Below are 14,304 nucleotides of genomic sequence, written 5' to 3'. Positions count from 1 at the left end.
CAATCGGACGGCCAATGAAAAACCTGGTTGAGCTGGTGCGCAATGCCGGCGTCGTGGGCGCGGGCGGCGCCGGTTTTCCCACCTACAAAAAAATCGACACGCGCGCCGATACGGTCATCGCCAACGGCGCGGAATGCGAGCCGCTGCTCTACAAAGACAAGGCGCTGATGGAGCATTACGCCGGCGAGATGGTGGCGGGGCTGCGGCTGGTGATGCAGCACGTCGGCGCGCAACGCGGCATAGTCGCGGTCAAGCACAAGAACCGCAAATCGATTCAGGCCCTCACTCCCCATCTCGAACCGGATATGTCGATCTTCGAAATGGAAGACGTTTATCCGGCCGGCGATGAATTCGAAGTCGTGTTTCACAGCACCGGCCGCCGCATTCCCGCCGGCGGCCTGCCGGTGCACGTCGGGGTGGTCGTGCAAAACGTGGAGACCTTGTTCAACGTTTATCGCGCGGCGCAAGGCCACGCCGTCACGCATTCACTCCTGACGATTCATGGCCACGTCAAGCAGCCGCTCACCGCCTGGTTTCCGGTGGGCATGAGCTACGGCGAGGTGCTGGCGGTGGCCGGCGGCGCCACCATCGCTGATTTTGTTCTGTTGGATGGCGGCCCGTTGATGGGCAAAGTGGTCACCGATCTCAGCACGCCGGTGACGGCCGTGACCAGCGGCCTCATCGTGCTGGGCCGCGAAACCCGGCTGGCGGAGAGAAAATCCCAATCCGAACGCGCCTTCAAGCGCATCGGCAAATCGGCCTGTGATCAATGCAGCCTGTGCACCGAGATGTGTCCGCGCTATCTGCTCGGCTATCCGATTCAGCCGCATTTGGTGATGCGTTCGCTGCTGACCACCGGCCCGCTGAGCGAGACGCTCTGCCTGTGGGCGCAGGCTTGTTGTGAATGCAACATCTGCACGCTGTGGGCCTGCCCGGAAGAGCTGGATCCGCGCAACGTGTGTGTGGTGACCAAGCGTGATCTCAAAGCGAGCAACCGCTGGCTGCCGCCGGAACAACTGCAAAAGCTCACCAAAGAGGTGCACCCGCTCAAGGCCTACCGCTCGGTGCCCACGCAACGGCTGATGCAACGATTGGGCTTGTACAAATTCACGCAGGAAGCGCCCCTGTTCGAGGAGACCATCTCGCCGGCGCAGGTGGCCATTCCCCTGCAACCGCCCACCGGCACCGCGCCGCAGCCGCGCGTGCGGCCCGGCGATCGCGTGGAGATGGGTGATCTGCTCGCGCAGCCCGAAGCTGACCGCCTGAGCGTGCCGGTGCACGCCAGCCTCACCGGCCGGGTGGTGTCGGTCGATCAAGTCATCGTTATCGCAAAGGAGTAGCATGGAAAACGCCATCGGCCTGATAGAATTGACCTCCATCGCCCGCGGCTATGAAGTTGCGGATGCGCTGCTGAAAACCGCCGGCGTGCAGATCGTGTTCAATCGCAGCATTTGTCCGGGCAAGTTCATGGTGATGGTGGCGGGCGATACCGCCGCGGTGCACGAAAGCATGCAGGTGGGCCTGGATCGCGGCGGCGAAACCGTGGTGGACAGCCTGCTCATCTCCAATGTGCATCCGGAAGTTTTTCCCGCGATCAGTGGCACCCGTCTCATCACCGCGACCGGCGCGCTGGGCATCATCGAAACATTTTCGGTGGCTTCGGTGATCGAAGCGGCCGATGCCGCAGTCAAGGCGGCCAACGTGCAATTAATGCAAATTCATCTCGCCATGGCGATTGGCGGCAAGGGCTACGTCACCCTCACCGGCGAGGTCGCGGCCGTGACCGCGGCGGTGGAGGCCGGCGCCAACTACATTCGCAACAAAGGACTGTTGGTGAGCAAAGTCGTCATTCCCCAACCGCGCCGGGAGATTTTGGAAGACAAGATTTAGGCAAGCCGCACCGCCGCGGGCAAGAGGCCGGCACCGCAACGCGCCGCAACCGGCCTTGCCGCCGAACGCACGGAAGATTGCGCTTGCGCAATTTCTTTAGGATTGCTATACTCCCGCCCTGATTTTTTCCCTCCCAGGATATTACTCATCATCAGGACGTCGTTTTGAGGCCCGGCAGGGAAGCATGCCGTGATTGTGCTTTGCTGCAAGCATACAGACCAGCGTTACGTATTCCCGGGCTTTTGCCGGATGGCGGGCAACGTACATACTTTGTGAGTAATGCCGTCATGACGATAAATCAACCCACCCAAAATCTGGGGCATAGAATCCGCTTACCTGCACGGGCTGTTGCTCCCGCTGTCCATTCTATCGCTTAGCAGCTTTTTTCGCTGCGGCGGAATGAGCTGAAAGGTGTAACGGTTCACCTTCTGAGCTGATCGTTCCTCGCCATCTTCAGGCACGGCATTGTTGTGATGGGCATGTCGCAGTGCCGCGCAGCCGCGCTTGCGTGAAAAATTCGTCTTCCAGGAAGGTGTTTGGCCCCACACCAATCGCCGCGCAGGCCGGGCGGGGACGTGCTCCTGCTGGGCTGCCGGTGAAGGCAATCAGACGCTACCCAATCCTCGGGCGTTGGCCGGAGCCGGTTGAAATGAGACCGCCGGCGCGGCCAGCCTGCAAGGAAAAGGCGCTGCCGGCTGTTGTGACCTCATAACGACTCGCGTCGACTGATGGAAGCAAGGCTCATCGGCAAGACGATTGACAACTATCGCATCATCGCGCTGCTCGGCAAAGGCGGCATGGGCGTCGTCTACCAGGCCCTCGACCTTCAGCTCGACAAGATCGTGGCGCTCAAGATGATGGACCTCGGGCTGTCGCGTGACGAGAGCTTCTTAAAACGGTTTCGCGCGGAAGCGCGCGCGCTCGGCAAGCTGCAAGATCCCTTCATCGTCAACGTGCATGCGCTGCGGGAAACCGAGTTGGGGCTGCTGCTGGTGATGGAATTCGTTGACGGCGACACGCTGGCGCAAATACTCCGCAGCCGCGGCCCGCTTCCGCATGCCGAAGCGCTGCCTCTTTTCCACCAAATCCTGCACGCCCTCGAGCACGCCCACCGCGCCGGCGTCATTCACCGCGACTTGAAACCCAACAACATCATGGTCAATCGCCTCGGCACGGTGAAGGTGATGGACTTCGGGCTGGCCAAGCTGCAGCATCCTTCCGAACCCACCACCAGCACGATCACCGGCGGCACGCTGCACTACATGTCACCCGAGCAAATTCACGGCATGTCCCAGGTCGATCACCGCAGTGATCTCTATTCCGCAGGCATGAGTTTGTATGAAACCCTGACGGGCAAAACGCCCTTTGACGCGAGCTTGACTGATTTCGCAACCCGCCAGGCGATCGTGGCAGGCAACCTGCCTTCGCCGGAGCGCCTCAATCTGGCCATTCCCAGGGAACTGGCGAAGATTGTGATGAAAGCGCTCGCGCAAAACCCTGACGGGCGATTTCAATCAGCCGCGGAGATGGCCGCAGCACTCACCGAATTTGAACAGGCTGCCGCCGCGCGAATTTCTCCGGCAGCAGTCAAGCGCTCCGGCAAACGGCCGCTGGGAAGAATCGCCCTGGCTGCGCTGGCCGCGATTGTTGTTGTGGCTGCGATCTTGCTTTCACAAAGACTCGCGCGCAATTCCGGCGAACTCGCACAATCTCCCCTTCCCAGCCTCTCGCTCGCCACCCAGCCCGGCGGCGCAACCGTCTTCCTCGATGGCGATTCCACCGGTGTCACACCGCTGAAAATGACCCCGGCGCGCGCAGGCCGGATCGCGCTGCGGCTGCAAAAGGCAGATTACTTCCCGCTCGACACGGCGGTGACAATCATTGCAGGCCGGCCGGAGGCTTTCTCATTCACCATGCGGCCGGCAGCGAAGCTGAGGCTCACCGTCGCGCCGCCGGAAGCCAGTGTGAAAATCGATGGCAGGCCAGTCGCGGCTGTGGAACTTGCCGATCTGCGGCTCAACGTGGGCCGGCATGACATCGACATCTCAGCACCCGGCCATCAAACCCGGCGGGAGGAGCTTGTGCTGTCGCACGGCGCGAATCCTCCGCGCCGTTTCGTGCTGGAGAGAAACCCGCTGCCAAGCGAGACAACGCCGGCAGCGGGCACACTCGCGATCAAATCCGATCCTGCCGGCGCCGCAATTCTGCTGAACGGACGCGCGTTCGGCGTGACTCCCCAAACAGCAGTGATCGCCGCCGGCCGGCATGAAATCATCTTGCGCCTGCCGGGATACAAGGACGACACCACTTTCGTAACAATATTTTCCGGACAAACCAGCGAAGCATTCGGCAGACTGCAGTTGCAGACCGGAACCTTGAGTGTGCTGGTGAAACCGTTTGGCACCATTTACCTCAATGGCGCGCTGGAGCGGCAGGAATCAACCCTGCGTTTCACCAAAACGCTGGCGGCCGGCGTGCATCGCCTGACGGCGGTTCATCCCACGCTGGGGAGATGGGAAAAGAACGTAACGATCGCGCCGGACGAAGAAGTGTCGCTCGAGATCGATTTCAACAGGCAGGCGACGCTGCGCGTGACCGCTTTCGATCAATCGAACAATCCGGTGTATGCCAGCATCATTGTTGACGGCAACGACCTCAATCAAAAAGCGCCCAAGCAGCTCATGTTGCACATCGGTCTGCACACGATCGCGGTTCGGCAGGAAGGTTATCGTATGGTGGGTCCGGCCAAAACGATTCTGTTGGAAGGCAATGTCAACGAGCCTTTGCGTTTCACGCTGCAAAAACTTCAATAGCCCGGAGATTGCTTATGCCTCACAGCAGACATGGCGCGCGGCGGCCAATCGGCCTCTGGTCATTCACTGCCCTGAGCTTGTCCCTCTGGTTGAGCACCGGTTTGGTGGATCACACGCGGGCGCAAACTCCCTGTGCGTCCGAACTGGCCGCGGCGGAGCGGGAATTTCATGAGGCCAATTTTGATGAAGCGCTGGCGCAGGCCGATCGCTGTTTGAAGCAAAGCAGCCTGCCCGTCGCGGCACAATTGCGGGCCTATCGCGTGCAGGCCATGGTCTATCAAGCCCGGGATGATGCGCAGCAAGCCCGCGAGACGGTTCGCGCCATGCTGCGCCTCGCATCGGACTATCAACCCGATCCTGAGCAGGATTATCCCGGTTTCGTCGACCTCGTCGAACAAGTTCGCGCCGAAGAACAGCGTACGACACCAGTCGCGTTGTCCTCCCCACCTGCAGCACCGGATTCTGCCACAGCTTCGCAAAAGAAGAGACGCGGCATGGCGAAGTGGTTCTTACTTGGCGGCGGTGCTGGCGTTGCCGCCCTCACGGTAGCCATACTTGCCGGTGGCAACACCAAGAATGGGGCTGCCCCCACGCCGCAATCTTTGCCAACGCCACCGCCACTGCCATGAGATTGCCGGCATTCGGCTCAAACGCCACAACTCACCAGAAGTGAAAATTTCGCACCGCGGCAATCCAAAGCTGGCGGGACAAAAAAATCGACGGGCGGCCTGCTGAGACTTTGGCAAGAGCGCCGCCAAATGGGAGAGAAACGATGAAACTCAGCCGGTTGCAGGTGTTGCCCGGATCACGCGGCACCACCCACGTGGTAATCCTTCTTCTGTGGCAGGCGCTGGCGCTGGGCGAGGCGCGAGCGCAATCCTTCTGGCAAAAGAGCGGTGGTCCCAGCGATCAGGGTCGCATCACGGCAATGGCAGCCAACCGCGCCGGCGTTCTGTTTGCCGGCACCGAGCAGGGCGGCATCTATCGGTCGGAGGATGAGGGCGCAACGTGGCAGGCGATCAACAATGGCTTGACGAACCCATACGTCTCGGCGTTTGCCATTCAATCGAATGGCTATGTTTTTGCCGGCACGAATGGCGGCGGCGTTTTTCTCTCCACCGATGACGGCGAAAGCTGGGCGCAGGTGAATAATGGCTTGACCAATCTTTCCATCACCTGTATGGCCATCAACTCCGAGGGCCGCGTTTTTGCGGGCACCGATGGCTCCGGCGTTTTTGCGAGTCGCACCGGCGGCCTCTGGACGCAACTGGCCGGCGGCCTCGCGGATGGAAAAATTCGCGCCGTAGCCGTCAACAGCAGCGGGCACCTCTTCGCCGGCACGTTTGACACCGGCATCTTTCGCTCGCTGGATGAAGGGGCAAGCTGGTCGCCGGTCAACAGCGGCTTACTTCACACCCGCGTGCGCGCCTTTGCAATCAATTCCCTGGATGAAATCTGGGTCGGCACGCTGGCCGGGGGTGTGTACCGCTCAACCAACAACGGCAATTCTTGGGTGCGGGTGAGCACGGGTTTGACCAACATGAATGTGCTGTCGTTGCTCAAAAACTCAACTAATGATTTTTGCGTTGGCACAGACGGCGGCGGAGTATTTCGATCAAAAGATCGCGGTCAGAATTGGGTGCCCATGAGCACGGGGCTGACCGAGTCCGTGATTCCATCGCTTGCAAGAGGGCAAGGCGATGTAGTCTTGGCAGGAACTTCTCAATCCGGCATTTTCAAAGGCGTGCTGAACACCTTTGTGCCAAATTTGTTCGCTTCTGCCTTTTCCTTCAGTCCCAACGCCGTCGCGCCCGGAGGCACAATAAGTTTGAGCGGCACGATAACCAACAACGACGCGGATTTGGTTATAACTGACATCAAAATCAATTTCTTCCTATCCAAGAACAACACCGGAGAACCAGATTTTAGCCGCTTCCTGCATTCCTACACCATGCCTCCGCCGCTGGGATTCAATGAAAGCAAAGATTTCAGCGGAGAACTCGCGACTGTGCCGGACACAACCAGCCCTGGGAGTTACTATGTCTGGCTGAGCCTCGACCCAGACACCACCATCCGCGAAAGCAACGAAGAAGACAACTATCGCGTTTCTGTTTCCACCCTGCAGGTCACTGCCAATCCGCCACCGCCCACGCCGCCCGAGGCGCCGACCAACTTGCAGGCAAATGCGATTTCGAGCACGCAAATCAATCTCACCTGGAACGACCAATCCGGCAATGAGACTCGTTTCAGAATTGAAAGAAAAATTGGAACCGGCGCTTTCACCTTCCTCCTCAACAAAGCCGCGGGCAGCACGAATCACAGTGACACCGGCTTGACGCCGGGAACGAGATACACCTATCGCGTGCGCGCGGAAAACGACGGCGGCAACTCCGCCTATTCCAATGAGGCCTCGGCCACGACGCCGGCGCCGCCCACCGTGACCACGAACGCTGCAACCAACGTCGGCAAGCGCACTGCCACGTTGAATGCCACGGTCAATGCCAACCTTGCCAGCGCTACGGTCAAATTTCAATACGGCTTGACCACGAGTTACGGCAGCGAAATAACCGCAACACCAAGCCCTGTGACCGGCAACAACGCCACGGAGGTGAGCGCAGTCTTGCCGAATCTTGCCGCCAACACGACTTATCATTTTCGCGTGACTGCGAGCAACAGCGCGGGAACCAGTAATGGCAGCGACCGCACGTTCACGACGTTACCCAATACCGTGCTGTATGTCTCAGCCACGCGCGGTAACGACGCCAACGCGGGCACCGCCAACTTGCCTGTGCGCAACATTCAAACCGCGCTCACTCGCGCGAGTGCAGGCGACACTGTCAAAGTGGCTGCCGGCAATTTCAGCGAGGGTTTGCAACCGCAAGCACAAGTCGTATTGTTGGGCGGTTATACGGAGGATTTCTCGGCCTCGGCGCGCGATTTTTTTCTCAACAGAACGGTGATTCGAGCGGTCAGTACGAATATGCTGGTTGATTCACATGGCAGCACAATCGCAGGCTTTGTGTTTGATGGCAACAACGTTGCCGAAGATGCTCTGGTTTTGCAAGGCGCCACCGTGGCCAGGCATAATGTGATCTATGGCATCCGGCAAGGCCAGGGACGCGGCGTCGCCATTTCAGGTGCCGCACTACTGATCAACAACACGATTCACAACTGCGCGACCGCGGTGCAAATCACTTCCGGAGCAGCCGCTGCGGTGGTGAAGAACAACATCATCACCAACAGCAGCGTTGGAATTGACAACAACGCAGCGCCTGGCGTGCACCGTTACAACGATGTTTTTAACAACGAAGTCAATTACGCCGGCGCATTCAATTTTTCCGGAGTCGGCGATATTAGCCTGGCGCCGCGCTATCTCGATCCCGCGGCCAACGATTTTCGCTTGCAAAACACTTCGCCGGCGCTCGACGCCGGTGATCCGGCGGATGCGGTCGGCGAGGAGCCGGCGCCGAATGGCAGCCGCATCGACCTGGGCGCGTACGGCGGCACGAAAAACGCCACGCCGCGCCTGCTGCCGCCGGTTTTGCTCACGCCCGCCAACAGCGCTGATGGCCAGCCGCTCACGCCCACGCTCTCCTGGCAGCCCGCCACCGGCGCGAATTCCTACCGGCTGCAAATTTCCACCGGCGCAGACTTCACCACCGCGGTCTTGGATGATTCCACCCTCAGTGTTACCGCATGGCCGGTGGGCCCGCTGGCCAACAACACACGCTACTACTGGCGCGTCAATGCCAAAAACAATTTTGGCCCAAGCTTCTTTTCGAGCGTGTTCGAGTTCATGACAGCTAACCCGACGCTGAGCAGGGTCGCGCCGGCGAGCGGCAATCGTTTGCAGACGCTGGAGGTGACTTTTACCGGCAACAACATTGCCGACGATCTCGCGATAAATGTCGGGGCGGATATTGCGATCAATTCCAAAAGGCTGCACAGTCCGGAGAGTTTGACCGTGAATCTCTCCATCGCCGCCAACGCTGTGACCGGGCCGCGTGAGTTTTCGGTGGGCGAATCGAACAGCCAGATTTTCACTGTTACCAATCCCGCGCCCACGCTGGCCAGCATTGCCCCGGCGCGCGGCGATATGGAACAAACCTTGGACGTGATTTTCACCGGCAGCAATTTCTTTCAAGATGCCACCACGGTGAATGCCGGCAATGGCATTCTCGTGAATGAGATAACCGTGACAAGCCCAACCAGCTTGACGGCAAACCTCACCATCACCGCCGCGGCTGACACCGGCAGACATGATTTCGTGGTGATCAACAGCGGCCCCGGCGGAGGCGTCTCGGCCAGTCAAGCCTTCACGGTGAATCCGCAGACCGTGGTGTTGGCGGCGCTCGCGCCGGCCAGCGGAGATCGTTTGCAAACGCTGGAGGTGATTTTTTCCGGCACCAATTTCACTGAAAGCCTGGCAGTAAATGTGGGGCCGGATATTTCGATCAACTCGCAACGGTTCAACAGTCCAGAGAGCATAACGGTGAATATTACCATCGGCGCCAATGCCGCCACCGGGCCGCGCAATTTTTCAATCGGCTCATCCAACGGCGTGGCGTTTACCGTCAACAATCCCGCGCCCACCCTGGCGGAAATTTCTCCGGCCAGCGGCGATCTTGGCCAGACATTGGAGGTGGTTTTTACCGGCAGCAATTTCTTTCAGGATGCAACCACGGTGAACACCGGCCCGGGAATAGAGGTGAATGCGATCGTCGTGAACAGTGCCACCAGCCTGACGGCGAACCTCACGATTACCGCGGCGGCTGACACCGGTGCTCACAATTTTTCGGTGAGCAATGCCGCGCCCGGCGGAGGAACCTCAGCCACGCAGATGTTCCGCGTGCAGCCGCAGACGGTGACGCTGACCAGCATCGATCCCGCCGCCGGCGATCGCTTGCAAAGCTTGAATGTGATTTTTACCGGAACGAATTTTGATCAGAATCTTCCGGTGAACACCGGCCCGGGCATTACCGTCAATCTAAAAAGTCTGGATAGCGGCGACACCAGCTTGACCGCGAATATCACGATCAGCGGCCAAGCTGCCACCGGGCCGCGCAATTTTTCCGTGGGAACGTCGAACAGCCAAACGTTCACCGTGCGCAATCCCGCGCCAACATTGGCCGGACTCAGTCCTGCCGCAGGCGATGCCGGACAAACGCTCGACGTGGTTTTCATCGGTACGAATTTCTTTGGCGATGCTACTGCGGTGCATGTGGGATCGAACATCACAGTCAACTCGATCAAAGTAAATAGCGAGACCAGCTTGACCGCGAATCTCACCATCTCTGCCGGCGCGGCCCGGGGTGAGCGCGAATTCTCCGTGACCAACAGCGGCCCGGGCGGCGGAACTTCTGCTACGCAAACGTTCACGGTGCGGCCGCAAAGCGTGATATTGGACAGTATCGCTCCCACCGGCGGCAATCGTCTCGACACTCTTGAAGTTGTTTTCACCGGCGCCAACTTGAGCGAAGATTTGACGGTGAATGTTGGGCCGAATATCACGGTCAATCAAAAGCAACTCAGCGATGCAACGCGCCTGACGGTGAATCTCACCATTGACAGCGCTGCCGCCACCGGGCCGCGCCTTTTCTCGCTCGGCGCCTCCAATAGTCAAACCTTTACCGTAAGCAATCCCGCGCCGGTATTGACCGGCATTGCTCCGGACTCCGCCCGCATTGGGCAAACGGTTGCAGTGGAATTTTTCGGCATGAACTTCTTCCCTGATGCCACCACCGTGAATGTCGGCAACGGCATCACGGTCAATGCCATCGAAGTCAGAAGCACGACCAGCATGCGTGCACGGCTCACCCTCTCGATGGCAGCAGCTTTGGGTGTGCGTGAATTCTCCGTGAGCAACGCCAGCCCGGGCGGCGGCGTTGCGGCGAGCCGGGATTTTACGGTCTTGCGCAGCAATGCGGCGCCGGAAATCTCGCATATGCCGGAATCGTCACGCCCCAACGGCCAGAGCATTGCAATCACGGCCAGCATCATCGACGACAACGGCGTTGCCGGCGCGCATTTGCATTATCGCCGCGCCGGTGATCCCGGCTTCATCAAGCAGTCAATGACGCTCACCGGCGGCAACAATTATCGCGGCGATATTCTGGCAAACGCCGTAACCTCGCGCGGGGTGGAGTATTTTATCACGGCAACCGATGCGGATAGTGCACAAGACCGGCTACCGCCGGACCAATATTTCTCGATTCAAATACAAGTCTCCAGCGAGGCGCGGCATGATGAGCAGGGCACTCCCGTGGCGCAGCCGGCAGGCAATACGCAAGCCGCTTATCGTTTGATCTCCGTGCCCCTGCTGCTGGACGAACCCAATGCCCATGCCGTTCTCGCCGACGAGCTTGGCCCTTATGATGACACCAAATGGCGGCTTTATGGCCTGTCGCTGCTCGCTTCACCAAATCTCAACGACAAAGAGCCTTATACCGAACTGCGCAACAGCGGCGATTTGTTGCCCGGAAAAAGCTTGTTCCTGATCGTCAACGAGCCGGGCAAGGTCATTGTCACCGGCACAGCGCGCTCGGTGCGCACCGATCAGGAGTTTGCCATTACCTTGCAGCGCGGCCACAACTTCATCGGCGCGCCGTTCAACTTCACCATTCCAATCAACAAGCTGCGTTTGCAAAGCGGCAACAGCGTGACGCTGCGAACGTTCAATGCCAGCGGTTGGCCGGAGGCCGCGGCGCTCGCGCCCTGGGAAGGATACTACATCGCAAACCTGAACGAGACGACAGACATTCTTTTCGTTGATCCGGATCTCTCCTCCGGCCCGCAGAAAGCAACGCCGGCAGGCGCAACCAGCGCCGGCGGTTGGCGCGTGCAAATCATGGCAAGCTGCGCCGCAGCGCGCGATGATTTCAATTTTGCGGGCGTGTTGCCGCAAAGCAAAAATGATTATGACAGCCACGATCGCGCCGAGCCGCCGCCCATCGGCGAGTATGTCTCGCTGTATTTCCCGCATCCGGAATGGCAAAAGGCCCTGGCGCGCTTCAGTGATGACATGCGCTCTGCGGCGACGCCCAATCACCGCTGGGATTTTGACGTGGCCAGCCAAGCCCACGGCGAAACGGTCAGACTGCAATTCGATTTGAAGGAAATGCCGGCCGGCGAGGTTGAGCTTTATCTGCTTGATCCTGATCTGCAGTATCGCCAAAACGTGCGCGAGAATCCCGTTTACACGTTTATCGCGCGCGGTATCGAACATGCGAAAAAGCTGGCGTTGGTGGCAGGTGAAAAGGAGTTCGTTGCCGAACATGTCGAGGCGGTTGCACCCTTGCCGCGTGACTTTGAGCTGCACCAAAACTTTCCGAATCCGTTTTCCAGCATGGCTTCAGAACGCACGCGCGGCATGGCAAGCACCACGATTCGTTACGGCCTTCCCAGCGACGCGCGCGTTACGCTGCGTGTCTTCAACCTGCTGGGCGAGCTGGTGGCCACGTTGGTGCCGGGCGAGGCGCAAGCCGCGGGGTATCATCTCGTCAACTGGGATGGCCGCGATGCGGCCGGCCGGCCGGTGACAGCAGGCGTCTATTTCTACCAACTCAGCGCGAATGCGATTTCCCAAGTGCGGAAGGCGGTGGTGTTGAGGTAGGGCTACCTATTTCTGATGCTGGTTTGATCTTCAACACGGACGAACCGCGACCACAGCGCGAATGCGCATGAATTGACACGAATAGGAGAAATTGACGTTGATTCGTGGTCAAAGCATGTGCCCAAGAGCAAAGATTTCACTCATGAACTTTCAGGATTTTATTCTGACTTTGAGCGCCGTACGGCGCACAATATTGGGGCAAGTATCCTGAACTGGGATTTCGTGACAACTCTTTGGGAGCATATCATGGCTTTTCAGATTACGACGCTGTTACCGACGATCAAATCCCTCCTGGCAATGACGGAAGTCGAGAATGCTCTGCCGGTGGTGCTCGATCTCGTCAGCGAGTACACCGGCGCGGAACGCGGCTGCCTGGAGTTGTATGACGAAACCGGCGGCATTGCCTTCAAGAGAGCGCGGCAGCACGGCCAGGACCTCGACGATGAAGAATTGAGCCGGATCAGCAAAAACGTCGTGGCGCTCGCGCGGCTGACGCAAGAGGTGATCGTGAGTGAGAATGCCATGGCCGATCCGCGCTTCGACGATCCCGAACGCTCAAAGCAGACGATTTTGAATCAAAAGCTGCTGTCATTTGCGTGCGCGCCGCTGTGCGAAGGCGACCAGGTTTTCGGCGTGGTTTATCTCGATCATCGCCAGGAAGAAGCCAAATTCAACCAGGAAACCCGGCAGTTGTTGCACGAGCTGACCGAGCTGCTGGCCGGCCCGCTGCGCCAATCGCTGGACAACACGCTGGCGCAGCGCCGCGAGCGCGAGCGCCGGCAGCGCCACATGCAACATGTCAGTGATGAACTGGCGCGCATCAAAGGCTATCGCGACATGATCGGCACCAGCCCGGCAATGCAGCAGGTTTATCAATTCATCGAAGTGATGAAAGACTACGATGAGTACAATGTTCTGATTCTCGGGGAACCCGGCGCCGGCAAGGAGCTGGTTGCAGCAGCATTGCACCGCGCCAGCCGCCGCAGCAAGAAAGAGATGATCGCGTTCGATTGCTGCACCGTCGCCGAATCCCTGCTTGCTTCCGAGCTGTTCGGCCATGAAAAGGGCGCGTTCTCGGGCGCGGATCAAAAACGCGAGGGTTTGATCAACGCCGCCGAAGGCGGCACGCTGTTTTTGGATGAAATCGGCAACCTGACGCTCGACGTGCAAAAGAAACTGCTGCGCTTTTTGGAGGAGAAACAATACCGCCGGATGGGTTCCAACACCGTATATCGCGCCGACGTGCGTCTCATTTTCGCCACCAACAAGGATTTGAAGAAACTCGTGGCCGAGGAAAAGTTCATGCCGGACTTGCTGGATCGCCTCGAGCGCGGCCGCACGCTCACCCTGCCGCCGCTGCGCGAGCGCGGCCGCGATGTGTTGTTGATCGCGGACAAATTTCTCCAAACCTTCAATGAACGCCACCGCACGCAAATCCGGTTTGCGCCGGAAGCACGCGATTGGCTGTTGCGCTACCATTTTCCCGGAAACATTCGTGAGCTGGACAAGATCGTCGACAACGCGGCGTTCGGACTTTTGATTTCTCCCGATGACGATCAGGTGATTCAGCCACATCATCTCAGCCGGTTGGCCGTGGCGCATTCCTCCCGTTCCGACGGCTTCTCTGCGGCCGAAGACAGCTTCTATGCGCAATTCCTGCCCGAAGCGTATCGCAGCCGCAATTTTATCGCGGGCCGGCATTCGTCTGAGGGCAAAAACGCGAAATACGAATGGCATGATCAATTGCACGTTGCCGTGACCCCGGCGCTGGATATTCCCTTCCGGTACGCGAAAGAAGCGCTGATCAAAGCCTTTGAATACAATTTTTTCATTGCACTGCTGCGCGAGGCCAAAGGCGTGGAAAAAAACGCCATCGCCCGCGCCGAGGTCGATCCCAAAACCCTGATCGAAAAAATGAAATCGTTCGGTCTCAAGCGTGAATGGTTTGTGGAATGAAACATGTTCGCGTAAATTGAAGCTCTTCAGGCA

Annotated in this window: 6 protein-coding genes; all 6 read left to right on the top strand. The window is 59.0% G+C overall.

From position 1 onward, the window contains the following. Window positions 1-14: 14 nt before the first annotated feature. Window positions 15-1,340: a 4Fe-4S dicluster domain-containing protein gene (locus L6R21_17160; protein ID MCK6560927.1), complete on the top strand. Its 1,326-nt coding sequence runs from the start codon at window positions 15-17 to the stop codon at window positions 1,338-1,340. A 1-nt stretch (window position 1,341) separates the two neighbouring features. Then, on the top strand, window positions 1,342-1,890 hold the full coding sequence (locus tag L6R21_17155) for a BMC domain-containing protein (GenBank protein MCK6560926.1): 549 nt from the start codon (window positions 1,342-1,344) through the stop codon (window positions 1,888-1,890). Between the two features lie 728 nt (window positions 1,891-2,618). Next, the gene (locus L6R21_17150) at window positions 2,619-4,703 is read left to right on the top strand and encodes a PEGA domain-containing protein (GenBank protein ID MCK6560925.1); all 2,085 of its coding nucleotides are present in this window, start codon (window positions 2,619-2,621) and stop codon (window positions 4,701-4,703) included. Window positions 4,704-4,717: 14 nt separating this feature from the next. After that, the gene (locus tag L6R21_17145; protein MCK6560924.1) at window positions 4,718-5,332 is read left to right on the top strand and encodes a hypothetical protein; all 615 of its coding nucleotides are present in this window, start codon (window positions 4,718-4,720) and stop codon (window positions 5,330-5,332) included. Window positions 5,333-5,475: 143 nt separating this feature from the next. Then, the gene (locus L6R21_17140; protein ID MCK6560923.1) at window positions 5,476-12,315 is read left to right on the top strand and encodes a fibronectin type III domain-containing protein; all 6,840 of its coding nucleotides are present in this window, start codon (window positions 5,476-5,478) and stop codon (window positions 12,313-12,315) included. Between the two features lie 246 nt (window positions 12,316-12,561). Further along, complete coding sequence (locus tag L6R21_17135; GenBank protein ID MCK6560922.1) at window positions 12,562-14,271, top strand: sigma 54-interacting transcriptional regulator; 1,710 nt, start codon at window positions 12,562-12,564, stop codon at window positions 14,269-14,271. Window positions 14,272-14,304 lie beyond the last annotated feature (33 nt).

It is taken from the genome of bacterium (assembly GCA_023150945.1).
Lineage (GTDB): Bacteria > Zhuqueibacterota > Zhuqueibacteria > Zhuqueibacterales > Zhuqueibacteraceae > Coneutiohabitans.
The sequence above is the reverse complement of the archived record's forward strand: the minus strand, read 5'-3'. Positions and strand labels throughout refer to the sequence as shown.